This window comes from Pseudomonas sp. McL0111 (assembly GCF_052567255.1).
On record NZ_CP199585.1, the window covers coordinates 362,526 to 386,255 of the forward strand.

The window sequence follows — 23,730 nt, forward strand, 5'->3', positions numbered from 1 at the left end:
CATTGCAGCCGCCCAAGCCCCGTTCCGGACCATGTCGCGAAACGACAACTTGCCGACCGGCACCGCTGCACGCCAAGATAGGCGCAGCATTCAGGAACCCCAGCATGAAATTTTGCAGCCAGTGCGGTAACCCGGTGATCCAGCGCATTCCCGAAGGCGATTCGCGGCTGCGTTTTGTCTGTGAAAGCTGTCAGACCATTCACTACCAGAACCCCAATATTGTCGCCGGCTGCGTGCCGACCTGGGGCACCAAAGTGCTGCTGTGTCGCCGCGCCATCGAGCCGCGCCTCGGTTACTGGACCTTGCCCGCAGGTTTCATGGAGAACGGCGAGACCATCGAGCAGGCCGCGATCCGCGAAACTGCCGAGGAAGCCTGCGCCCGGGTGCGCAACCTGAGCATCTATACCTTGATCGACGTGCCGCACATCAGTCAGGTGCATGTGTTCTTCCGCGCCGAGCTGGTCGATCTGGATTTCGCTGCCGGCCCCGAGAGCCTCGAAGTGCAACTATTCGACGAAGCCGACATTCCATGGGACGAGCTGGCTTTCCGCACGGTGGGTCGTACCTTAGAATGCTTCTTTGCTGATCGGCGTGTTGAGGTGTATCCGGTGCGTTCGGAATCGATTCCGCCGTTGGTGCAGCCTGTCATCGTTTGATTGCGGCTAGAAGATCAAAAGATCGCAGCCTTCGGCAGCTCCTACATAAAACCTGTTTGCGTCACTCCTTGGGGAATCGTTTCAATGCGCTGGTTGCTTGCCCTGTTTTGCCTGTCGTTCGTTACGGTCTCCCAAGCGTCCTTCGTGACCACGGTAACGCCTTCGAATACCCCGCTTATCGAAAAAATACTGGTGCTCAAATCAGCTCATCAGTTGCAATTGATCGTCGACGGCAAACCCGTGAAGACCTATCGCATTTCCCTGGGCAAGGGCGCGAAGAAAGGTCCGAAGCTGATTGAAGGCGACAAACGCACACCTGAAGGCCTCTACTGGATTGACTGGCGCAAGGTCAGCGACAAGTTCAACCTGGCGATGCACATCTCCTACCCGAACATCAGCGATTCGGCGCGCGCCCGGCGTGAAGGCGTCGAGCCTGGTGGAATGATCATGATCCACGGCACTCCGGATTCGGAAGACACACCTGAAGACCTGTTCCACACCCTCGACTGGACCGACGGCTGCATCGCCATGCGCAACATGGACATGCGTGAAGTCTGGGGCATGGTGCCGGACGGCACGATGATCGAAATCCGCCCGTAACGCCCTCCAATATGGCAACGCTCCTGTGGCGAGGGAGCTTGCTCCCGCTGGGTTGCGAAGCGGCCCGCGCTTTGCTTTCAGTCAGATCTGACATTCAGGCTTTGCGACTGCTGCGCAGTCGAGCGGGAGCAAGCTCCCTCGCCACAGGGACCCCATTTCTCCCCTGCCACCGGTCGGCCTGAAAAAATAAATCAAAAAATCGCAGCCTGCGACAGCGCCTACAGGGGTGATACCACTCTGAACTGTAGAAGCAGCCACAGGCTGCGATCTTTTGCTTTTTACAGCCCACCTCTAATACCACTTCAATACATCACCCTCGAAAGCCGCCATTTCATTGGGCCAAAGGCGATTTCCATGCGTTGACATGGTATTCAAGTGGTATTAATTTCCGCCCCACAAGCGAGCTACAACAATCCTATACTCGCGTCGGAAATGACTTACATGAACGACATCCAGGCCCTACGCCCAGACGACACCCAGCCGACGCCGTTGTACCTGCAACTGGCGCGCAATCTGGAATCGGCGATCCATGCCGGTCAGTGGAAAGCTGAACAGGCGATGCCGTCCGAACGCAATCTCAGCGAGTTGCTCGGTATTTCCCGGGTCACCGCACGCAAGGCGCTGGAAGTGTTGCTCGATCAAGGGCTGATCCGCCGCCTGCAAGGTTCCGGCACCTTCATCACTCCCCGTCTTGAACAACCGCTGTCACGCCTGTCCGGCTTCAGCGAGATGCTCCGCCTCAAGGGTTTCGTGCCCAGCTCGCAGTGGCTGGAACGGGAAATCACCCTGCCAACCCACGAAGAACTGATCCGCCTGAGCCTGTCGCCGAACGACAAGGTGGCGCGCATGAAACGCCTGCGCAAGGCCGACGACACCGTGATGGCCATCGAGATGAGCGCCCTGCCCGCCTCGATCATGCCCAAGCCGCAACTGGTCGGCGATTCGCTCTACGAATACCTCGACGGCATCGGCAAACCGATAGTCCGCGCCCTGCAGCACATTCAGGCGATCAACGCCTCGGACGAGTTCGCCGCACTGGTCGGCATTGCCCCCGGCACCGCCATGCTGCTGATGACCCGGGTCGGCTACCTCGAAGACAACACACCTATCGAAGTCACCGACACCTATTGCCGCAACGACTACTACGACTTTGTTGCAGAGCTTCGTCGCTGACCCAGCGCCGCAGCCCGAATAGCGAGAACCGAAATGTCCGAAGACAACATCCTCACCGCTCAAGGCTGGGTTCGCGGCCGGCTGATCCACGAACACGGCAAAGTCGTGTCAATCGAAGGCGTGCCCTGCGATCCGGCCGACAATGACCTGCCGTATCTGCTGCCGGGTTTCATCGATCTGCATGTGCATGGCGGTGGCGGCAAAGACATCATGGAAGGCGTCGACGCCTTCGAGACCATCACCAAAACCCACGTGCGTTTCGGCACCACTTCGCTGCTGGCCACCACCATGACCGCGCCGAGCGCCGAGATTTCCCGCGTGCTCAAGGAAGTCGGCGAGTTCTGCGAGCAGCGGCCGAAAGGTGCCGCCCGAGTCCTCGGCGTACACCTCGAAGGACCGTACATCAACCCTGGCAAACTCGGCGCACAACCGAACTTCGCTCACACCGCACTGATGGCCGAAGTCGAAGAATATCTGGCACTGGCGCCGATCCGGGTGATCACCATTGCCCCGGAAATCGCCGGTCACGACGGTTTGATCCGCGAACTCAGCGGTCGTGGCGTGCGCATGCAGATCGGCCACACCCTCGGCAGTTACGAGGAAGGCGTGGCTGCAATGGAAGCCGGCGCCACCAGTTTCACTCACCTGTACAACGCCATGAGCCCGCTGCATCACCGCGAGCCGGGGATCGTCGGCGCGGCACTGGCCCACGCCAAATTCGCCGAGCTGATTCCTGACTTGCTGCACGTACACCCCGGGGCAATCCGCGTGGCCCTGCGCTCGATTCCCTGCCTGTATTGCGTCACCGACTCGACCGCCGCCGCCGGCATGCCCGACGGTGAATACAAGCTCGGCAGCCACACCGTGACCAAATGCCTGGGCGGCGTGCGCCTGCCCGACGGCACGTTGGCCGGCAGCACCCTGACCATGGATCAGGCGCTGCGCAATCTGGTGAAGATCGGCCTGCCGATTGCCGAAGCTTCGCAACGTCTTTCGCAATTCCCCGCCGACTACCTCGGCATCACCGAACGCGGGCGCCTCGAACCTGGCGCCTGGGCCGACTGCGTGCGGCTGGATCGCTCGCTCACACTGACCGCCGTCATGGTCGAAGGAGAAGACATTGACTTCAAAAATGCTTGAAGAGGCGCTGTCCTCGTTCGAGGCCGTGCAAGCCCAACTGCAACAGCTCGACCCGCAAATGATCGAGATCGCCGGGCGCCTGCGCCGCCAGCCACCGCAAGTGGCGATGACCGTCGCTCGCGGCAGTTCCGACCACGCGGCGAGCTACTTCGCCTATCTGGCCATGCAGCAACTGGGGATTCCAGTGGCGTCGTTGCCAATGTCGGTGGTGACCATGCAACAGGCGCCGCTGAAGGTCAGCGGTCAGGTGGCGTTCGCCTTTTCGCAGTCGGGGCAGAGCCCGGATCTGGTCAACAGCCTGCGTCTGTTGCGCAAGCGTGGCGCCTTGAGCGTGTCGATGGTTAACGCCGCCGAATCACCATTGGAAGCCGCGTGTGAATTCAGCCTGCCACTATTGGCCGGCACCGAAAGCAGCGTCGCCGCGACCAAGAGCTTTATCGCCACCCTCAGCGCCAGCGCCCGTCTGATCGCGCACTGGAAAGAAGACAGCGAACTGCTCGAAGCCGGCAATGCCTTGCCCCAAGGTTTGCGCGACGCCGCGCAACAGGACTGGAGCGTGGCAATCGATGCCCTGCGCGATTGCGAACGTTTGATGGTGATCGGCCGTGGCGCCGGTTTCGCCATCGCTCAAGAAGCGGCACTTAAATTCAAGGAAACCTCGGCGATTCAGGCTGAAGCCTTCAGCAGTGCCGAAGTCCGTCACGGCCCGATGGCGTTGATCGACGAGCACTATCCACTGCTGGTGTTTGCGCCACGCGGTGCCGAACAGGCTGGCCTGCTGAGTCTGGCCGCAGAAATGCGTCAGCGCGGCGCCCGTGTGTTGCTCGCCGCGCCGGATGACGTGAGCGAACGCGACTTGACCCTGAGCCGCGCCGAACACCCGGCCCTCGATCCGATTCTGGCAATCCAGAGCTTCTACGTGATGGCGGCCGGTCTGGCCGTGGCGCGTGGCATGGACCCGGATCAACCGCGCCATCTGAGCAAAGTGACCCGCACCCACTGATCACTCGCCAAGAGCGACTCAGCGATAGAGCGAAAATTACTGATGAGACCGAGCCATGCATAACAACAATAAAGAGCTGACCCTCAGCGCCCCGCTCAGCGGCCCGGTGCTCACGCTCGCCAAAGTCCCGGACGCGGTGTTCGCCAGTGGCGCGATGGGCGATGGCATTGCCATCGACCCGCTCAACGACACCTTGTATGCGCCGTGCGCCGGGGTGGTGATTCATGTCGCTCGCACCGGCCACGCGTTGACCATACGTGCCGACAACGGCGCCGAAATCCTCCTGCACCTGGGCCTCGATACTGTCGAGTTGCAAGGCGAAGGCTTCTCGATGCTGGTCAAGGAAGGCACGCGGGTCAGCAAAGGCCAGGCGCTGTTGCGCTATGACCTGGACAAGGTCGGCCAGCAATGTAAAAGCCTCGTCAGCCTGTTGATCCTGACCAACAGCCAGGATTTTCAGGTACGCCCGATCACCCTCAAATCAGTAAAAGTCGGCGACCCTTTGCTGCACATCGTCGCCCGCAGAAGTACCGCTGCGACAACTGAAGAACTCGATGGCCCCGAAGTTCATGGCCATGTGCACGTCGCCCATCGCGGTGGTCTGCACGCACGTCCGGCAGCATTGATCCGCCAGACTGCGCAGGGTTTCAAAAGCCATTCGCAACTACATTTCGCCGGTAAGTCGGCGCCGTGCATCAGCCTGATCGGCTTGATGGGTCTGGCGATTGGTGAGCAGGATGAAGTGCAAGTCAGCTGTCAGGGCCCGGACGCCGATGCCGCGTTGCAAGCCTTGCTCGCCGCACTCGCCACCGCCCTGCCCGCCGATCATCACGCCGCTGCGCCCGTCAGCGTTGCACCGCGTAAACGTGCGGCCGAGGCCGGTGTGTTGCACGGCGTGTGCGCCGCACCGGGACTGGTTGGCGGCCCACTGTTTCGCTTGAACGCAATCAACCTGCCGGCAGATCCCGGCAATCATGATTCGGCTGAACAACTGCAAAATCTCGACAGCGCTTTGAATCAGGTTCGCTGCGAAATCACCAGCACCCTCACTCAAGCGAAGAAGCACAAGAATGCCGACGAGGAAGCGATCTTCGCCGCGCATCTGGCTTTGCTCGAAGACCCGGCCCTGCTCGACGCCGCGCAACAATCCATCGACCAGGGCACGGCGGCGACTCACGCCTGGAGCCACTCCATCGACGTGCAATGTGAAGTGCTGCAACAGACCGGCAGCGCGCTGCTGGCCGAACGCGCCAACGATCTGCGCGACCTCAAGCAACGCGTGTTGCGCGCACTGCTTGGCGAGGCCTGGCAATACGAAGTGCCGGCCGGCGCCATCGTTGCCGCCCATGAACTGACGCCGTCGGATCTGCTGCAACTCAGCGCGCAAGGTGTCGCCGGGTTGTGCATGGCCGAGGGTGGCGCGACTTCGCATGTGGCAATTCTGGCGCGGGGCAAAGGCCTGCCGTGCATGGTCGCGCTGGGATCTGCCTTGCTCGATCAGCCGCAAGGTCAAGCGGTGGTGCTCGACGCCGATGGCGGTCGCCTCGAACTGACGCCGAGCGAAGATCGTCTGGCCGAAGTTCAACAAGCGCAAATCGACCGCCAACAACGTCGCGACGCGCAACAAGCTCAAGCACATCTGCCGGCAGAAACCCGCAACGGCGTGGCCATCGAAGTGGTCGCGAATGTCGCCTCAAGCGGTGAAGCGGCGGATGCCTTTGCCAATGGCGCTGATGGTGTCGGCCTGTTGCGTACCGAGTTTCTGTTCGTTGATCGCAACACCGCGCCGGACGTTGAAGAACAGCGCGTCGCCTATCAAGCCGTGCTCGACTCGATGGGTGATCACTCGGTGATCATCCGCACCATCGACGTTGGCGGCGACAAGCAACTCGACTATTTGCCACTGCCGGCCGAGGCCAATCCGGTGCTCGGTCTGCGCGGTATTCGACTGGCTCAGGCGCGTCCGGAAATTCTCGATCAGCAACTGCGTGCGCTGCTGCAAGTCAGCCCTTTGCGTCGTTGCCGAATCCTGTTGCCGATGGTCACCGAAGTCGACGAACTGCTGCACATTCGCCAGCGCGTCGATGCGTTGTGCCTGGAATTGAACATCGCCCAACGCCCGGAAATCGGCGTGATGATCGAAGTCCCGGCCGCCGCGCTGCAAGCCGAACAACTGGCCGAGCATGCAGACTTCCTGTCCATCGGCACCAACGATCTGTCGCAATCCACCCTGGCCATGGACCGTGACCACGCCGGTCTGGCCGCGCGGGTCGATGCCTTGCATCCGTCGCTGCTGCGTCTGATCGCCATGACCTGCGAAGGCGCGGCGGTGCACAAGCGTTGGGTCGGTGTCTGCGGCGCCCTCGCCTCGGACCCGCTGGCGACGCCGGTGCTGATTGGTCTGGGCGTGACTGAGCTGTCGGTGAGCCCGGTGCAGATCGGTGAAATCAAGGACCGCGTGCGCCAGTTGCACCAAGCCGAATGCCAACGTCTCAGCACCGAACTGCTCAAGTTGAGCAGTGCTGCTGCGGTCCGTCATGCCTGTCATCAACATTGGCCTCTGCGCTAACAAAAACAAAAAGGACGAACGCCATGTACCAACTATTCATCGAAGGACTGCAACGCCTCGGCCGCGCATTGATGCTGCCGATCGCGATCCTGCCGATCGCCGGTCTGTTACTGCGGCTGGGCGACACCGACCTGCTGAACATCGCGATCATTCACGATGCCGGCCAAGTGATCTTCGCCAACCTGGCAATGATCTTCGCCATCGGCATCGCCGTCGGTTTCGCCAAGGACAACAACGGTACCGCAGGTCTGGCCGGGGTGATTGGTTACCTGGTGATGATCTCCACACTCAAGGTGCTCGACGCGAGCATCAACATGGGCATGCTCGCCGGGATCGTCAGCGGTCTGATGGCCGGCGCGCTGTACAACCGCTTCAAGGACATCAAGCTGCCGGAGTACCTGGCGTTCTTCGGTGGCCGACGCTTCGTGCCTATCGCCACCGGTTTCGCCGCAGTCGGCCTCGGCGTGGTATTCGGCTACATCTGGCCGCCGATCCAGCACGGCATCAACAGCTTCGGCACCCTGATGATGGAAAGCGGCAGCTTCGGCGCCTTCGTCTTCGGCGTGTTCAACCGCCTGCTGATCGTCACCGGCCTGCACCATATCCTCAACAACATGGCGTGGTTCGTCTTCGGCAACTTCACCGACCCGACTACCGGCGCCTTGGTGACCGGCGACCTGTCGCGCTACTTCGCTGGCGATCCGAAGGGCGGCCAGTTCATGACCGGCATGTTCCCGATGATGATCTTCGGCCTGCCCGCCGCGTGCCTGGCGATGTACCGCAACGCCCTGCCAGAACGGCGCAAAGTCATGGGCGGGATCTTCCTGTCGATGGCGCTGACCTCCTTCCTGACTGGCGTGACCGAGCCGATTGAATTCGCCTTCATGTTCCTCGCCCCGTTGCTGTATCTGCTGCACGCATTGCTGACCGGGTTGTCGATGGCGATCACCAATGCATTGAACATCCATCTCGGTTTCACCTTCTCCGGTGGTTTTATCGACATGGTGCTCGGCTGGGGACGATCCACCAACGGCTGGCTGGTGATCCCGGTGGGCCTCGCCTACGCGGTCATCTACTACGTGGTGTTTGATTTCTGTATCCGTCGTTTCAACCTGAAAACACCCGGCCGCGAAGACCTTGTCGCCGGTGGTGAAAAAGCCGTGATCGCTGAAAACCAACGTGCCGGGGCTTACATCAAGGCACTGGGTGGTGCCGAGAACCTGGTGACTGTCGGCGCTTGCACCACGCGGTTGCGCCTGGAAATGGTTGATCGCAACAAGGTTTCAGATGTTGATTTGAAAGCGCTGGGCGCGATGGCAGTTGTGCGTCCGGGCAAGGGCGGCAGTTTGCAGGTTGTGGTCGGGCCGATGGCCGATAGCATTGCGGACGAGATTCGCTTGGCGATGCCGGCGTTGGGGCGTGCGGTGTTGGTCGAACCCGCTGCTGTAGTCGATGCGCCGAAGGCAATTGTGGTCTCCGGTTCAGAAGCCCAACAGTGGCTGACGGCGCTGGGCGGTGGCGACAATGTGCTGCAACTGGACTGCATCGCGATGACCCGCATTCGCCTGCAACTGGCGGATGGCAAGGCGCTGTCCGAGGCGCAGTTGAAAGAGCTGGGCTGTCAGGGGGTTAGTCAGTTGGATGATGGCGTCTGGCACCTGCTGATTGGCGAGAAGGCTGCGAGTTTGAGTGGCGCGATTGAGGTGTTGGTTAATCGCAGTGAGGTCAGCGCCAAGGTCTGAAGGGATGGTGGTCGGCCGGGCCCAATCGCCAGCAGGCTGGCTCCCACAGTTGGATTGAGGTGCACTCAGTTAAAGACTGGTCGGCATCGCTGGCTCTCACAGGGGAATACATTTCGACTGTGGGAGCCAGCCTGCTGGCGATGAACGATGACGCGGTTGTCAGGTTTGTGGATCGACCCGGTCCAGAGGTAACAGCTATGTGCGGAGTGAGAAACCGGTAAGAGATCAACCCGGCCGAACCGAAGTTCGCCCGCACATAGCCGCCATAGAACATTGTCGGCAGTAAATAAGCTGGCGGCGATTATGGTGCGGCCAAGCTTTTTAGCGACAAACACCTCGCAAAAGCTTGACCGTGAACAGAGTATCTACAGGGGGGCGGTGTACATCTGAACCGAACAGGTCGGCTGTCAGGCCGCCTTCGCGAGCAAGCTCGCTCCCACAGAAAAGCAAAAGCAAAGCAGTCCCGCGTCGCTCTTCACCACTCACAGGATGAGCGTTAGCTCGGCTGTAGCTCTTGATCTTGATCCACAGCGCCCCGTCGGCAGGCTGAGTGGAGGGATTCATCCGGGGGTGGGCGCGTAGCGCCGTTTGGCGGAGCCAAACAGATCGAGAGGAGGTGCAGCGAAGCAAACCGTAGGCGATCCCCCCGGATGAAACCCGGAACGAAGGAACCCCGAGCCCCAGCGAGCGGGCCGAACGCCGGGGCCCAGCGTTTTTTGCTTACTTTTTTAGGCGCTCCCTCCGTGTCAGGCTACCTGTCGCCCTTATTGATTGACTCAAATAATCAAGAGGGCGAAGGTGCATAACCATGTCCAAAATGGGTAAACGTTACGACAACGACTTCAAAGACTGGGTCGTTCTGCAAATGATGCCGCCCCTCAATCGATCAGTGGCGGAACTTGCCGCTGCACTCAATCTCACGCCACAGTCACTGCGAAACTGGAGACAAATGGCTAGAGATAAAGGCTTGATCGTTCCGGGAAACGGCAAGACCAGTGACCAATGGTCTAGCGCCGATAAATTCAATGCTGTCATGGAAACCGCGCCGTTGAGCGAGGTCGAGATCTCTCAATATTGCCGAATCAAAGGCATTTACCCTGAGCAAATCCAACAGTGGCGAGTGGCATGCCAAAACGCTAATCCCGTTGTTGATCTCACCTCTCGAACTTCAAAAACGGCCGAGCAACGGCGCATCAAAATACTTGAACGCCAACTGATTCAGTCTGATGCCAGTCGTGCAGAGGCGGTGGCGTTGCTGGAGCTCAGAAAAAAAGCCAATGCGATCTGGGGCAAGGACAAGGAAGACTGATCAACGCCTCTGATCGTACGCAAGCCATGAAGTTGATTGCCGACGCAGTGCTGAATGGCGCTCGTCGATACCGCGCTTGCAATGAACTGGGTCTGAGCCTGCGCACAGTTCAACGCTGGCAACACACTGAATGTGACGGGCGACAGCTGGCTCAACGTGCAGCTCCGGCTAACAAGCTCAATGATACGGAGCGTCAAGCGGTGCTGGATGCTGCCAATCAGGCTGGCTATGCCAGCCTGACCCCGCATCAAATCGTGCCTAAGCTGGCCGATGAAGGCATTTATCTAGCTTCGGAATCGACGTTTTATCGTGTGTTGAAAGCCGCCCATCAAAACGTCCGTCGCGGCCGGGCCAAAGCCCCAAAACGCAGAGTACTGACGACGCATCGCGCTGATGGCCCCAATCAGGTGTGGTGCTGGGATATCACCTGGTTGCCGAGCACAGTGAAGGGCCGTTTTTTCTATTGGTACATGGTCAAGGACGTCTACAGCCGCAAACTGGTCGCCAATGAAGTCCACGAAGTGGAGAGCGCCGAACACGCCTGTGAACTGCTCACAAAGGGATGTTTACGCGAACAGACGGCAGGTCGTCCACTGGTGTTGCACTCAGATAACGGACACGTGATGAGAGGCTCTTTGTTGCGTGAAAGCATGGTCGCGCTGGGCGTAGAACCTTCTTTTAGTCGGCCAAGGGTGAGCAATGACAATGCTTACGCCGAAGCACTTTTTCGCACTGCAAAGTATTGCCCGCTTTGGCCGGATCAACCATTTGATACGGTTACTGATGCAAGGCTTTGGGTGCAGAATTTCATCGATTGGTACAACGAAGATCACCGCCACAGTGCCCTGAAATACGTCACGCCAAACCAACGGCACGAGGGCAAAGCAACCGCCCTATTACAAGCCAGGGCAGAGCTTTATGAGGATGCCAGGCGAACTAACCCAAGTCGGTGGAGCACTCGCACACGCAACTGGAAGCTGGCAGATGCCGTTTATTTAAATCCTGAGCGCCCTGAAATAAAGGACGCAATGGACTAGCAACCGTAAGACCAAGGCGACAGGTACCTTGACATGTACCGCGTTTGTAAAAAAGTGAGTCGCCGTAAGGGCGAAACCGCCAGCCGCAGCACCCGAAAAAACCGGATATACATTCAGTAAGCCAGAACAGGGGCGCCCATAAGGGCGCCATCGCCAGCAGGCTGGCTCCCACAGTCGAATGAAGTCGCTCACCAAATCGCGGACAACAAAAAACCCGCTGAAATCACTCTCAGCGGGTTCTCTATTTCAGCAGCAAAGAAGATCAAAAATCCTCCAACCGCCACACCTCATAAGCCGGCGTCTCATACGGATGACTGAGCTTCAACGCCGCCACAACAGCAACGATCAACTCATCCGCAACAACAAGCTCAACCTTCCACTCCTCGACCCGCTCAACCTGCCCAGCCTGACCCATAAACGGCTGACTCCCGTCCAAAGGTCGAAACTGGCCCAGACCCAGCACCTGCCATGCACAGTGGTCATAGTCACCAATCCGCCCGCCACCGGCTGCGAATACAGCGTCCTTGACCACCTCGACATGACTGTCAGGAACAAAAAACCCAAGCTTGTACACGACGCTTAGTTAACCCAGACGCGTGCATTACGGAACATACGCATCCACGGTGCGTCTTCGTTCCAGTCTTCCGAACGCCACGAGTTCTGCACCGCGCGGAACACCCGCTCCGGGTGCGGCATCATGATCGTCACACGACCATCACGGCTGGTGAGACCGGTAATCCCGCGCGGCGAACCGTTCGGGTTGGCCGGATACTTCTCGGTGACCTTGCCATGGTTATCGACGAAACGCATCGCCACACAACCCGACAGATCGGCTTCCAGCAACGCCTCTTCGCTTTCGAATTCGGCATGACCTTCACCGTGAGCGATGGCGATCGGCATACGCGAACCGGCCATGCCCTGCAGGAAGATCGAGTTCGATTCCTGAACCTGAACCATCGCCACGCGCGCTTCGAACTGCTCGGAGCGGTTGCGCACGAAGTGCGGCCAGAACTCGCTGCCCGGGATCAGCTCGTGCAGGTTGGACATCATCTGGCAACCGTTGCACACGCCGAGGGTGAAGCTGTCGTTACGTTCGAAGAAGCCCTGGAACGCATCGCGGGCACGGCTGTTGAACAGTGCGGATTTGGCCCAGCCCTCACCGGCGCCGAGTACGTCGCCGTAGGAGAAACCACCGCACGCCACCAGACCTTTGAACTCGTTCAGGTCGACACGGCCGGCCAGAATGTCGCTCATGTGCACGTCGATCGCGTTGAAACCGGCGCGGTCGAACGCGGCCGCCATTTCCACCTGACCGTTGACGCCCTGCTCACGCAGCACGGCAACCTGTGGGCGGATGCCTTTCTTGATGTAAGGCGCGGCGATGTCCTGGTTGACGTCGTAGCTGAGCTTGACGCTCAGGCCCGGGTTGTCTTCTTCCAGCAACACGTCGAACTCTTGCTCGGCGCAGTCGACGTTGTCACGCAGACGCTGGATCTGGTAGCTGGTCTCGGCCCACTGACGTTGCAGCAGACGACGCTGGCCTTCGAACACGGTGTCACCGTTGAAGGTGATGTTGATCTGGCCATTGTTGATCGGCTGACCGATCACCGACACGCAGTCGCCCAGACCGGCAGCGCTGAACTGCGCGAGGATATCCGGAGTCGCGTCCTGACGAACCTGGATCACCGCGCCCAGTTCTTCGTTGAACAGGATCGCAGCGATATCGGCCGAAGTCTCAGCCAGACCGTCGAGGTTCAGGCTCAGACCGCAGTGACCGGCGAAGGCCATTTCCACCACGGAGGTCAGCAGACCACCGTCGGAACGGTCGTGGTAAGCCAGCAAATGACCGTCGGCGTTGAGGCCCTGGATCACTGCAAAGAAGGCTTTCAGGTCTTCGGCGTCATCGACGTCCGGAGCCTGATTGCCGAGCTTGCCGTGGGTCTGTGCAAGGATCGAAGCGCCCATGCGGTTCTGACCACGACCGAGGTCGATCAGGATCAGATCCGTGGTGCCTTTGTCCATGCGCAGTTCCGGGGTCAGGGTCTGACGAATGTCAGCCACTGGCGCGAAACCGGTCACGATCAGCGACATCGGCGAGGTCACGGTTTTTTCTTCACCGTTGTCGTTCCAGCGCGTGGCCATGGACATCGAGTCCTTGCCCACCGGAATGGTAATGCCCAGCTCAGGGCAGAGTTCCATGCCGACCGCTTTCACGGTGTCGTACAGACGCGCGTCTTCGCCCGGGTGGCCGGCAGCCGACATCCAGTTCGCCGACAGTTTGATGTCGGAGATCTTGTTGATGCGCGAAGCGGCAATGTTGGTCAGGGTTTCGCCGATGGCCATGCGGCCCGACGCCGGAGCGTCCAGCAGTGCCAGCGGAGTACGCTCGCCCATTGCCATCGCTTCACCGGTGTAGACGTCGAAACTGGTGGCGGTGACGGCAACGTCAGCCACTGGAACCTGCCACGGGCCGACCATTTGGTCACGGGCCACGAGGCCGGTGATGGTGCGGTCGCCGATGGTGATCAGGAAGCTTTTGCTCGCGACGGCCGGGTGGTGCAGAACGCGCTCGATGCTCTCGGTGATGTCGAGGTCCGACGGATCGAAATCGTCGCCCATCTCGGCTTCACGCACCACCGAACGGTGCATGCGCGGGGCCTTGCCCAGCAACACTTCCAGCGGCATGTCCACCGGGCTGTTGCCGAAGTGACTGTCGGTGACGGTCAGTTGCGGTTCGGCAGTGGCTTCGCCAACAACGGCAAACGGGCAGCGCTCACGTTCGCAGATCGCCTGGAAGCGCTCGAAGTCAGCCGGGCCGACCGCCAGAACGTAACGTTCCTGGGATTCGTTGGACCAGATTTCGTGCGGGGCCATGCCCGGCTCGTCGTTTGGAATATTGCGCAGTTCGAAACGGCCACCGCGGTCGCCGTCGTTGACCAGTTCCGGGAAGGCGTTGGACAGACCGCCCGCGCCGACGTCGTGGATGAAGCTGATCGGGTTCTTGTCACCCAGTTGCCAGCAACGGTCGATGACTTCCTGGCAGCGACGCTCCATCTCAGGGTTTTCACGCTGAACGGAAGCGAAGTCCAGATCCGCCGAGCTGGTGCCGGTGGCCATGGAGGAAGCAGCGCCGCCGCCCAGACCGATCAGCATCGCCGGGCCGCCGAGCACGATCAGCTTGGAGCCGACGAGGATCTCGCCTTTCTTGACGTGCTCTTCGCGGATGTTGCCCATACCGCCAGCCAGCATGATCGGCTTGTGGTAACCACGGACTTCGTCGCCGTGCGGGGTGGTGATCGATTGCTCGAACGTACGGAAGTAGCCAGTCAGGGCCGGACGACCGAATTCGTTGTTGAACGCAGCGCCGCCGAGCGGGCCTTCGATCATGATGTCCAGCGCAGTAACGATGCGCTCAGGCTTGCCGTACGGCACTTCCCACGGCTGTTCGAAGCCCGGGATTTGCAGGTTGGATACGGTGAAACCGGTCAGGCCAGCCTTTGGCTTGGCGCCACGACCGGTGGCGCCTTCGTCGCGAATCTCGCCGCCGGAACCGGTCGATGCGCCCGGGAACGGGGCAATCGCGGTCGGGTGGTTGTGCGTTTCAACCTTCATCAGGATGTGTACCGGCTCCTGCACCGCGCCGTACTGGCGGGTCTCAGGGTTCGGGAAGAAACGGCCGGCAACGTTGCCGACGATGACCGAGGCGTTGTCCTTATAAGCCGACAGAACACCTTCGCTGTGCATCACGTAGGTGTTCTTGATCATGCCGAACAGGCTTTTTTCCTGGCTCTGGCCGTCGATATCCCAACTGGCGTTGAAGATCTTGTGGCGGCAGTGCTCGGAGTTGGCCTGGGCGAACATCATCAGTTCGATGTCGTGCGGGTTGCGCTTCAAACCGTTGAAGGCGTCGACCAGATAGTCGATTTCGTCTTCGGCCAAGGCCAGGCCCAGCTCGGTGTTGGCTTTTACCAGCGCTGCGCGACCACCGCCGAGGATGTCGATGGCGGTCAGCGGCTTCGGTTCGGCGTGGCTGAACAGACCGGCGGCCTGTTCGAGGTTGCCGAGAACGATCTGGGTCATGCGGTCATGCAGCACGTCGGCAATCAGCTGTGCCTGTTCATCGCTGAACTGGCCGGCCACGTAGAACGCGATACCGCGTTCCAGGCGCTGGATCTTGCTCAGGCCGCAGTTGCGGGCGATGTCGCTGGCCTTGCTCGACCATGGCGAGATGGTGCCGAAACGCGGCAACACCAGGAACAGACGACCGGTCGGCTCTTGAACCGGAACGCTTGGACCGTACTTCAGAAGGCGCGCAAGCACCTGCTGTTCGTCGCCGGTCAGGACGCCGGTAACTTCGGCGAAGTGAGCGAATTCAGCATACAAGCCGCTGACAGCCGGAACCTTCTGGCTCAGTTGCTCAAGGAGTTTGCTGTGGCGAAAGGCAGAAAGGGCAGGAGCGCCGCGCAGGATCAACATCTTCGGGACAGCCTCGGGAAGGGGTGTGCTTTGAGGCCGTGCATTCTAGCCTAAACCGCCCTCAACATCACCCGAAACGCTACGCACGGTTGCACTCGGACCTCGATCTGTGTTTCTGCCTTTGGAGTCAAATTTCGAAGGTGCGGGGTCGCGGCTTATTTTTTCTGTCACAAAATGCCGTAAGGCCCTGTTCCTGCGGGGTTTCGCTCGGTTTTGTGACGACTAGCAGACTGGGCCTTCACTGTCGATATATGGCGCCCGTGGTCCTTTGCGTATACTGCGCAGATGTTTTCCCCAACGGCTTTGCGTCCGCGGTATGCCAAATGGCTGATCGCAACCGGACTCTTCCTGATGCTCAGTGGCTGTGTTGATAAACCCAACACGCTGGAGCGCGTAAAGGAGGATGGCGTGCTGCGGGTGGTTACCCGAAACAGCCCTGCCACCTACTTTCAGGATCGTAACGGTGAAACCGGCTTCGAATACGAGCTGGTGAAGCGCTTCGCCGACGATTTGGGGGTCAAGCTCGAAATCGAGACCGCCGACAATCTCGACGATCTCTTCAACCAGATCGGCAAACCGAACGGCCCGGTGCTGGCCGCAGCAGGTCTGGTCAGCAGCGAAGATCGCAAGAAACAGGTGCGGTTCTCGCACTCCTATCTCGAAGTCACTCCGCAGATCATCTACCGCAACGGCCAGTCACGCCCCACCGATGCCGGTGATCTGGTCGGCAAGAAGATCATGGTGCTCAAGGGCAGCACCCACGCCGAGCAACTGGCGGAGCTGAAAAAGAAGTTTCCGGCCATCGAATACGAAGAGTCCGACGCGGTCGAGGTGGTTGACCTGCTGCGCATGGTCGATGAAGGCCAGATCGATCTGACCCTGGTCGATTCCAACGAAGTGGCGATGAATCAAGTGTACTTCACCAACATCCGCGTGGCTTTCGACCTCGGCGATGCGCGCAGCCAGAGCTGGGCGGTTGCCGCCGGCGAAGACAACAGCCTGCTCAACGAGATCAACGCTTATCTGGACAAGGTGCAGAAGAACGGCACCCTGCAACGTCTGAAGGACCGTTATTACGGCCACGTCGATGTGCTCGGTTACATGGGCGCCACCACCTTCGCCCAGCACTTGCAGCAGCGTCTGCCCAAGTACGAACCGCACTTCAAGGCCTACGCCAAGAAAGAAAAAGTCGACTGGCGCCTGCTCGCAGCCATCGGTTATCAGGAATCGCTGTGGCAACCGACGGTCACCTCGAAGACCGGCGTGCGCGGGCTGATGATGCTGACTCAGAACACCGCTCAGGCCATGGGCGTGTCCAACCGTCTCGATCCGAAGCAAAGCATCATGGGCGGCGCCAAGTACCTTGCCTATATGAAGGATCAACTCGACGATTCGATTCAGGAACCGGACCGTACGTGGTTCGCCCTCGCCGCCTATAACGTTGGCAGCGGTCATCTGGATGACGCGCGCAAGCTGACGGCCAAGGAAGGGCTGAATCCGAATAAATGGCTGGATGTGAAGAAGATCCTGCCACGTCTGTCGCAGAAACAGTGGTACAGCAAGACCCGCTACGGCTACGCCCGGGGCGGCGAGCCGGTGCACTTTGTGGCGAACATTCGTCGCTACTACGACATTTTGACCTGGGTGACGCAGCCGCAGCTGGAAGGTGATCAGGTGGCCGAGGGCAATCTGCATGTGCCGGGGATCGACAAGTCCAAGCCTGCGCAAGAACCTGCCCCGCTCTAACTGACACCCCAAATCAAATGTAGGAGTGAGCCTGCTCGCGATAGCAGTGTGTCAGTCAATTTAATGTTGTCTGACACACCGCTATCGCGAGCAGGCTCACTCCTACAGGGGTTTTGTGTTGAGGCTTATTGTTTGGCAGCAGCCAGGATCAGCGCTTTCATTTCCGACACAGCCGACTTGAAGCCAACGAACAACGCATGCGCCACCAGCGCATGGCCGATGTTCAGTTCGTTGATGCCCTTGATCGCCGCCACCGCCTCAACGTTGTGGTAATGCAGGCCGTGACCGGCGTTGACGATCAGCCCCTGCGCCAGACCAAACGCCACGCCATCCGCCACACGCTTCAACTCTTCAGCAATTTCAGTCGGAGTCTCGGCATCGGCGTAACGCCCGGTGTGCAGCTCAATGGCCGGCGCACCGACACGCTTCGACGCCGCGATCTGGCGCTCGTCAGCATCGATGAACAGCGACACTTCGCTGCCGATCTTCGACAGACGCTCTACCGCTGCCTTGATCCGCGCTTCCTGCCCCGCGACGTCCAGACCGCCTTCGGTGGTGAGTTCCTGACGGGTTTCCGGCACCAGACAGATGTGCGCCGGGCGAATGCGCTCGGCGAACGCCATCATTTCTTCGGTGAGGCCCATTTCGAAGTTCATGCGGGTTTGCAGCACATCCTTGAGCAGGAGCACGTCGCGCTCCTGAATGTGCCGGCGGTCTTCACGCAGATGCACGGTGATGCCATCGGCGCCCGCCTCTTCCGCGTCCAGTGCTGCCTTGACCGGGTCCGGGTAACGCGTGCCGCGGGCCTGACGCAAGGTGGCGACGTGGTCGATGTTCACGCCAAGAAGAATGCGATTGCTGGTGGTCACGGATGCGCTCCTGAATTGAGAGATTCGGCGCACAGCATACGGTGAGATCAGGGCTTGCGAAACAGCTCGCGACTGACGAGGGGCCGACCGCCCAGATGAACGGCGAGTGCCTGGCGCATCAGACGCTTGGCGGCCGAGAGTGCGCCGGGGGCCGACCAGTCGGCTTCGGCCATGGCCAGCAGTTCGACGCCGTTGAACAGGCCCGGTTGCAGCAGGTAAACCCGCTCAAGGCCCGCGTCCACTTGCAGACGATAGAGACCGTCCGCAGCAATGGACTCGCCGTGGATGTCGGTGTTCAGCGAAAAGCCGTAGCCGAGGTCGTCGAGCAGGCGCCATTCGAAGGAGCGCAGCAACGGCTCCAGCGGCCGGCCTTCGGCGAGGGCCAGCAAGGTCGCGGCGTAGTGATCGAACACCGCAGGATGCGGATCTTCGGCAGGCAGCAGGCGGATCAGCAGTTCATTGAGGTAGAGGCCGCTGAAAAGCGCCTCGCCAACCATCCAGGTGGCGGTGCCAACTCCTTCCATGCGCCCAACGTTTTTCAGCTCGCCACGCCCACGGAACTCGACTTCCAGCGGCACGAACGGCCGCGCCAGAGTCCCGGCCTTGCCGCGCGCACTGCGCAACACCGCCCGCAGCCGACCTTGCGGCGTGAGGAAGTCCACCAAAGCGCTGGTTTCGCGATAGGCGCGGGAGTGGAGGACGTAGGCGGGTTGGGCGGGAGGTGGGCTTGAGGACATGGAGCTCTCATTGATAAAACGCGGTTTTATATTCACCCCAAAACCAATGTGGGAGCGAGCTTGCTCGCGAATGCAGGGTGTCAGTCAACAAATATGTCGGCTGGCACTACGCCTTCGCGAGCAAGCTCGCTCCCACAGGTCTCTTCGGTGTTGCGACAACCGCGTATTTACAGGTCGCCGTAACCCAGCGAACGCAGCGCGCGTTCGTCGTCGGACCAGCCGCCCTTCACCTTGACCCACAGGTTGAGCATGATCTTGGAGTCGAACAGCAGCTCCATATCCTTGCGCGCTTCGGTACCGATGCGTTTGATGCGCTCGCCCTTGTCGCCAATGATGATTTTCTTCTGGCCGTCACGTTCAACGAGGATCAGCGCGTGGATGTGCAGAGTCTTGCCCATCTGCTTGAACTCTTCGATTTCCACGGTGATCTGGTACGGCAGCTCGGCGCCCATCTGGCGCATGATTTTCTCGCGGACCAGTTCAGCGGCGAGGAAGCGGCTGCTGCGGTCAGTGATCTGGTCTTCCGGGAAGAAGTGATCGTTCTCCGGCAGGTAACCGGCAATGACCTTTTCCAGCGCTTCGAGATTGTGCCCGTGCTGTGCCGAAATCGGGATGATCTGCGCGTTCGGCAGCTGTTCCTGCAACCAGGACAGGTGCGGCATCAGCTCAGCCTTGTCTTCGATACGGTCGGTCTTGTTCAACGCGACGATCAGCGGGCCGGTCACGTACTGCACGCGCTCCAGAACCATCTGGTCTTCGTCGGTCCACTTGGTGCGGTCAACCACGAAGATCACCACGTCGACGTCTTTCAACGCCGCCGAAGCGGTTTTGTTCATGTAACGGTTGAGAGCCTTTTCGCCGCCCTTGTGCATGCCGGGCGTGTCGACGTAGATAGCCTGCACGTCGCCTTCGGTCTTGATGCCGAGCATGTTGTGACGGGTGGTCTGCGGCTTGCGCGAGGTGATCGCGAGCTTCTGGCCGAGGATGTGGTTCAACAGCGTCGACTTGCCCACGTTCGGCCGGCCAACGATGGCGACATAGCCACAGCGTGTTACGTTTGAATCAGTCATGGCCATTCTCCACGCCCAGGGCAATCAGTGCTGCGGCGGCCGCTACCTGTTCGGCAATACGACGACTCACACCCTGACCTCGGCTTTTTTCATTCAATAAGACAACTTCGCACTCGACGAAGAAGGTTCGGCAGTGCGGCTCGCCCTGGATATCCACCACTTCGTAGCGTGGCAGGTCGCAACCGCGCGATTGCAGGAATTCCTGCAGGCGGGTTTTCGGGTCTTTGTTGGTATCGACCAGGGTCAGACCTTCAAACTCACCGGCCAGCCAGGCCAGTACGCGTTCGCGGGCCATGTCCATGCCGGCGTCGAGATAGATTGCGCCAATCAGCGCTTCAAGAGCATCGGCCAGAATCGATTCGCGACGGAAACCGCCGCTTTTCAGCTCCCCGGAACCCAGACGCAGGTATTCGCCCAGGTCGAAACCGCGCGCCAGAACGGCCAGCGTCTCACCTTTCACCAGGCGTGCGCGCAAACGCGACAACTGGCCTTCGCGGGCGAGCGGGAAGCGATCGAACAAGGCCTCGCCGGCGACAAAGTTGAGGATGGCATCGCCGAGGAATTCCAGGCGTTCATTGTTGCGCCCGGCAAAGCTGCGGTGCGTGAGGGCCAGAACCATCAGGTCCTGGTCCTTGAAGGTGTAACCGAGCTGACGCTCGAGACGGCTTAAGGAGTCGCTCACGGTTTACCCACGCTGAGTTCGTGGCTGGTTTCCACCGCCATCGCCGGGTTGCGGCGCAGGCTTGGGACAATTAACGCTGTGTTCAAAAATTACATCCTGAATATCGTTGGCTTCATGCCCCGGAGGCGATTGTGTCAGCTCCAGAAATGCATTCGGCGCTGTGTTCAACAGCGCCGTGTGTGATTACTTGATCAGGCCGACCCGCGAGAAATTCGGCAGGTGGCTGAGTTTCGGTTCCGGCCAGCTCATCCAGACCGCGAAGGCCTTGCCGACGATGTTCTGGTCGGGAACCATGCCCAGCAGATCCTTGGGAATGTTCGGATCATCCCAGTAGCGACTGTCGTTGGAGTTGTCGCGGTTGTCGCCCATCATGAAGTAGTGCCCGGCCGGCACGGTCCACGAATGGTCCGGGGTAGCGCGATAGCGGCTCATCTCCTTGCGGATCAGGTGCTCGGCAGCGCCGAGTTTTTCCTTGTAGAGCTCTGCGCTGCCCAACGTGCCCGGCTCGGAGCCGACCAGTTGTTCGGCAATCGACTCGCCGTTGACGAACAGACGCTTGTCGGCGGTGTAACGCACCGTGTCGCCCGGCAGGCCGACTACACGCTTGATGTAGTTGACGTTCGGGTCGCTCGGGTAGCGGAACACCATCACATCACCGCGCTGCGGATCACCGACTTCGATGATTTTCTTGTCGATCACCGGCAAGCGGATCCCGTAAGAAAACTTGCTCACCAGAATGAAGTCGCCAACGTCCAGGGTCGGTTTCATCGAGCCGGAAGGAATCTGGAACGGTTCCACGAGGAACGAACGCAGCACCAGCACGATGAACAACACCGGGAAGAACGACTTGCCGTATTCGACCAGCAACGGTTCTTTGTTCAGCTTCTCGACCACCACCACATCAGGCTGGCTGACGCTGCCCTGATAGGAAGCGATGGCCGAACGCCGACGCGGTGCCAGGATCAACAGATCGAGCAACGCCAAAAGACCGCAGACGAACACGGCAATGACCAGCAACAGCGGGAAATTTAGTGACATAGGACCTAACTATCCAACCTGAGCACGGCGAGGAAGGCTTCTTGTGGAATTTCCACGTTACCGACCTGTTTCATGCGTTTTTTACCGGCCTTTTGCTTTTCAAGCAGCTTTTTCTTACGGCTGACGTCGCCACCGTAGCATTTGGCCAATACGTTCTTTCTGAGTGCCTTGACGGTTGTCCGGGCAACGATCTGACCGCCAATGGCAGCCTGAATCGCCACGTCGAACATCTGGCGCGGAATCAGTTCTTTCATCTTCTCGGTCAGCTGGCGACCTTTGTAGTTCGCATTGTCACGGTGCACGATCAGCGCCAGAGCGTCGACCTTGTCGCCGTTGATCAACACGTCCAGTTTCACCAGACTAGCCGATTGGTAACGATCGAAATGGTAATCCAGCGAAGCATAGCCGCGACTGGTGGATTTCAGACGGTCGAAGAAGTCGAGAACCACTTCGTTCATCGGCAGATCGTAAGTCACTTGCACCTGCGAGCCGAGGAACAGCATGTCGTGCTGGACGCCACGCTTCTCGATGCACAGGGTAATCACGTTGCCCAGGTGTTCCTGCGGCACAAGGATGTTGGCGCGCACGATCGGCTCGCGCATATCCTCGATAGTCGACAAGTCTGGAAGCTTCGACGGGTTGTCGACGTAAATCGTTTCACCGGTTTTCAGCAGCAATTCGAAAATTACCGTCGGCGCCGTGGTAATCAGGTCCAGGTCGTACTCGCGCTCCAGGCGCTCCTGGATGATTTCCATGTGCAGCATGCCGAGGAACCCGCAACGGAAGCCGAAGCCCAGTGCGTCGGAGCTTTCCGGGGTGTACTGCAGCGACGAGTCGTTGAGGGTCAGCTTCTGCAATGCTTCGCGGAAATCTTCGAAGTCGTCGGAGCTGACCGGGAACAGACCGGCGTAAACCTGTGGCTGGATGCGTTTGAAGCCAGGCAGCACGGCAACGTCCGGGGTCGAGTTCAGGGTCAGGGTGTCACCGACCGGTGCACCGTGAATGTCCTTGATGCCGGCAATGATGAAGCCCACTTCGCCGGCCTTGAGGTCAACGGTGGCGGTGTGTTTCGGGTTGAACACACCAACGCTGTCGACCAGGTGGATCTTGCCGGTGGACTTGACGAGGATCTTGTCGCCCTTCTTCACGCGGCCATGACGCACGCGCACCAGGGAGACAACGCCCAGGTAGTTGTCGAACCAGGAGTCGATGATCAACGCTTGCAGCGGATCTTCGTAGTTACCGGTTGGCGCAGGGATGACCTTGACCAGACGCTCGAGCACTTCGTCGACGCCCAGGCCAGTCTTGGCGCTGCACTCGACCGCATCGGTAGCATCGATGCCAATGATCTTCTCGATTTCTTCTTTGACGCGGTCCGGATCAGCCTGTGGCAGGTCGATCTTGTTCAGGACCGGCATGACCTCAAGGCCCTGCTCGATGGCGGTGTAGCAGTTGGCCACGGACTGGGCTTCAACACCTTGACCGGCGTCGACTACCAGCAACGCACCTTCACAGGCCGCCAGGGAGCGGCTGACTTCGTAGGTGAAGTCAACGTGGCCCGGGGTGTCAATGAAGTTCAACTGATAGTTGATGCCGTCGCGGGCCTTGTAATAAAGGGTGACGCTGTGGGCCTTGATGGTGATCCCGCGTTCACGCTCCAGATCCATGGAATCCAGTACCTGGGCTTCCATTTCACGCTCGGCCAGGCCGCCGCACATCTGGATGAAGCGATCGGCCAGCGTCGACTTGCCATGGTCAATGTGGGCGATGATGGAGAAATTGCGGATATGACTCAAATCACTCACGGATCAACACTCAAAAAGGCTGCAGGCATAGCCCGCCGAAAAATAGCCGGGAATTGTACCTGATACACGGCGCAAGCG

17 protein-coding genes are annotated in these 23,730 nt (G+C 59.8%); 9 read left to right on the forward strand and 8 right to left on the reverse strand.

The genetic code is table 11. The annotated features are described in order from the left end of the window. The first annotated feature begins 104 nt into the window (after positions 1-104). The 8 genes from ACTWLJ_RS01805 (at position 105) to ACTWLJ_RS01840 (ending at position 11,229) form a co-directional block, all read left to right on the forward strand. Positions 105-656, forward strand: a complete 552-nt coding sequence (locus ACTWLJ_RS01805) for an NUDIX hydrolase (RefSeq protein WP_401220290.1) — start codon at positions 105-107, stop codon at positions 654-656. An 84-nt stretch (positions 657-740) separates the two neighbouring features. After that, on the forward strand, positions 741-1,256 hold the full coding sequence (locus tag ACTWLJ_RS01810; protein WP_445179661.1) for a L,D-transpeptidase family protein: 516 nt from the start codon (positions 741-743) through the stop codon (positions 1,254-1,256). A gap of 441 nt (positions 1,257-1,697) precedes the next feature. Next, positions 1,698-2,429 carry a GntR family transcriptional regulator gene (locus tag ACTWLJ_RS01815; protein ID WP_445179662.1) on the forward strand — a complete coding sequence of 244 codons (732 nt, stop codon included), beginning with the start codon at positions 1,698-1,700 and terminating at the stop codon, positions 2,427-2,429. 33 nt (positions 2,430-2,462) lie between these two features. Beyond that, a complete protein-coding gene (gene nagA / locus ACTWLJ_RS01820) occupies positions 2,463-3,569 on the forward strand; it encodes an N-acetylglucosamine-6-phosphate deacetylase (RefSeq protein WP_401220299.1) in 1,107 nt (368 codons plus the stop codon). Beyond that, complete coding sequence (locus tag ACTWLJ_RS01825; protein ID WP_445179663.1) at positions 3,550-4,572, forward strand: SIS domain-containing protein; 1,023 nt, start codon at positions 3,550-3,552, stop codon at positions 4,570-4,572. The genes nagA and ACTWLJ_RS01825 overlap by 20 nt, the downstream gene beginning before the upstream one ends. A 55-nt stretch (positions 4,573-4,627) precedes the next feature. Then, positions 4,628-7,141, forward strand: a complete 2,514-nt coding sequence (gene ptsP, locus ACTWLJ_RS01830) for a phosphoenolpyruvate--protein phosphotransferase (protein ID WP_445179664.1) — start codon at positions 4,628-4,630, stop codon at positions 7,139-7,141. A 23-nt stretch (positions 7,142-7,164) separates the two neighbouring features. Next, positions 7,165-8,883 carry an N-acetylglucosamine-specific PTS transporter subunit IIBC gene (nagE, locus tag ACTWLJ_RS01835; RefSeq protein ID WP_445179665.1) on the forward strand — a complete coding sequence of 573 codons (1,719 nt, stop codon included), beginning with the start codon at positions 7,165-7,167 and terminating at the stop codon, positions 8,881-8,883. A gap of 817 nt (positions 8,884-9,700) precedes the next feature. Continuing rightward, positions 9,701-11,229 (forward strand): IS3 family transposase gene (locus tag ACTWLJ_RS01840; RefSeq protein ID WP_445181418.1). Its coding sequence is split into 2 segments (ribosomal slippage): positions 9,701-10,142 and positions 10,142-11,229, totalling 1,530 coding nucleotides; the frame shifts between segments, so codons are not numbered across the junction. Between the two features lie 262 nt (positions 11,230-11,491). On the opposite strand, the gene ACTWLJ_RS01845 is transcribed toward ACTWLJ_RS01840, so the two are convergent. Both ACTWLJ_RS01845 and purL read right to left on the reverse strand, forming a co-directional pair. Beyond that, positions 11,492-11,803 carry an NGG1p interacting factor NIF3 gene (locus ACTWLJ_RS01845; protein WP_445179666.1) on the reverse strand — a complete coding sequence of 104 codons (312 nt, stop codon included), beginning with the start codon at positions 11,801-11,803 and terminating at the stop codon, positions 11,492-11,494. 5 nt (positions 11,804-11,808) lie between these two features. After that, on the reverse strand, positions 11,809-15,705 hold the full coding sequence (gene purL, locus ACTWLJ_RS01850) for a phosphoribosylformylglycinamidine synthase (protein ID WP_445179667.1): 3,897 nt from the start codon (positions 15,703-15,705) through the stop codon (positions 11,809-11,811). Positions 15,706-15,990: 285 nt separating this feature from the next. Here purL and mltF point away from each other — a divergent pair, with 285 nt between their 5' ends. After that, positions 15,991-17,451, forward strand: a complete 1,461-nt coding sequence (gene mltF, locus ACTWLJ_RS01855; RefSeq protein ID WP_401220477.1) for a membrane-bound lytic murein transglycosylase MltF — start codon at positions 15,991-15,993, stop codon at positions 17,449-17,451. A 125-nt stretch (positions 17,452-17,576) separates the two neighbouring features. Here the strand turns inward: mltF and pdxJ are convergent, their stop codons facing one another. From pdxJ to lepA, 6 genes are all read right to left on the reverse strand, one after another. After that, the gene (pdxJ, locus tag ACTWLJ_RS01860) at positions 17,577-18,320 is read right to left on the reverse strand and encodes a pyridoxine 5'-phosphate synthase (protein ID WP_445179668.1); all 744 of its coding nucleotides are present in this window, start codon (positions 18,318-18,320) and stop codon (positions 17,577-17,579) included. A gap of 47 nt (positions 18,321-18,367) precedes the next feature. Then, complete coding sequence (recO, locus tag ACTWLJ_RS01865) at positions 18,368-19,057, reverse strand: DNA repair protein RecO (RefSeq protein ID WP_401220483.1); 690 nt, start codon at positions 19,055-19,057, stop codon at positions 18,368-18,370. 167 nt (positions 19,058-19,224) lie between these two features. Further along, complete coding sequence (gene era / locus ACTWLJ_RS01870; protein WP_401220486.1) at positions 19,225-20,127, reverse strand: GTPase Era; 903 nt, start codon at positions 20,125-20,127, stop codon at positions 19,225-19,227. Further along, a complete protein-coding gene (gene rnc, locus ACTWLJ_RS01875) occupies positions 20,120-20,809 on the reverse strand; it encodes a ribonuclease III (protein WP_401220489.1) in 690 nt (229 codons plus the stop codon). Before rnc ends, era begins: the two co-directional genes overlap by 8 nt. 183 nt (positions 20,810-20,992) lie before the next feature. Continuing rightward, the gene (gene lepB / locus ACTWLJ_RS01880; protein WP_401220491.1) at positions 20,993-21,847 is read right to left on the reverse strand and encodes a signal peptidase I; all 855 of its coding nucleotides are present in this window, start codon (positions 21,845-21,847) and stop codon (positions 20,993-20,995) included. 5 nt (positions 21,848-21,852) lie between these two features. Continuing rightward, positions 21,853-23,652, reverse strand: coding sequence for a translation elongation factor 4 (lepA, locus tag ACTWLJ_RS01885; protein WP_445179669.1), 1,800 nt, complete (start codon positions 23,650-23,652; stop codon positions 21,853-21,855). Positions 23,653-23,730 lie beyond the last annotated feature (78 nt).